The organism is Limnospira sp. PMC 1279.21 (assembly GCF_032349615.1).
Lineage (GTDB): Bacteria > Cyanobacteriota > Cyanobacteriia > Cyanobacteriales > Microcoleaceae > Limnospira > Limnospira fusiformis.
Genome location: NZ_JARPLU010000452.1, coordinates 1 through 885 on the forward strand (window position 1 = coordinate 1; position 885 = coordinate 885).

At 45.3% G+C, this 885-nt stretch carries 2 protein-coding genes; both read right to left on the reverse strand.

Going from position 1 to position 885, the window contains the following annotated elements:
* Positions 1-95 precede the first annotated feature (95 nt).
* Positions 96-482 carry a 50S ribosomal protein L21 gene (gene rplU, locus P5683_RS25385; RefSeq protein ID WP_006623310.1) on the reverse strand — a complete coding sequence of 129 codons (387 nt, stop codon included), beginning with the start codon at positions 480-482 and terminating at the stop codon, positions 96-98.
* Positions 483-490: 8 nt separating this feature from the next.
* Positions 491-652 (reverse strand): hypothetical protein, encoded by a 162-nt coding sequence (locus P5683_RS25390; protein ID WP_006623311.1) that lies wholly within the window; start codon positions 650-652, stop codon positions 491-493.
* Between the last annotated feature and the right edge of the window lie 233 nt (positions 653-885).

An 885-nucleotide genomic window follows, 5' to 3' on the forward strand; every position in this document is an offset into this window, starting at 1 on the left:
TATTGTAGCGCATCGCCCTAATTGGTTCAACTAATCTGCGATTAAATTAAGCTCTTATAATTCTAGTTTGCTTTAGTTGAGGACCAACTCCCAATTTATTCTGCTGTCGCGGCCTGGGGTTCTGAGGTTGGGTTTTCTGACTGTTCGCGACTGGCCAAAACTTCCCCGTTGAGAGTAATTGAATCAATCATCAATCGGGTTACTTCTTGGCGGTGGCCACGTTTTTTGCGGGTTTTCTTCTTGGGTCGCATTTTATATACAATAACTTTGCGATCGCGGAAGTGCCGCACAATTGTCCCCTCAATGATCGCCCCAGCTACTAGAGGCTGACCGATATGGACGTTACCATCATGCTGAACCAGCAGCACTTTCTCGATGGTTAGTTTTTCATCTTGATCTACTGGTAGCGATTCAACATCGTAGAACCTACCCGGTTCTACCCGCACTTGTTTACCGCCCGTTTCAATAATTGCGTAAGTCATGGAATTGCTTAGTAAAGTTGCCGTACAGGTAGCCAACAGTAGACGATCGCCTGTTTGTTTATGGTTGCCATTTCCACAAGGCGCGATCGCTCACCACTAGCATTTAGCAATATCTGAACCTGATCCGAGCCAGATTTAGACAGACAATCTCTTATTATTTCATATTCCATCACTGTTTGTCAAGCACCATTAACCCTATACCAGCAATTCTCATTTTGGAAATTCAACTGCTATCGGGTGGGATGTCTAACTCGAGACCCTCAAGCATAAAGGTCAGAAGGTGGTCCCAACTGTCTCAGCGTACAGTCTGGGTAAGCGCGCGCAAATCATTAAAGAAGGTTTGGCGGGTAGGTATAGCACAAGACAGAACACTTAGGACGTATAATGGAGAGGACGAGATGAA

What these genes read in the sequence shown, in the direction of transcription:
- rplU (WP_006623310.1), bottom strand. Translation starts at nt 482, where the DNA reads ATGACTTACGCAATTATTGAAACGGGCGGTAAACAAGTGCGGGTAGAA.
- P5683_RS25390 (WP_006623311.1), bottom strand. Translation starts at nt 652, where the DNA reads ATGGAATATGAAATAATAAGAGATTGTCTGTCTAAATCTGGCTCGGAT.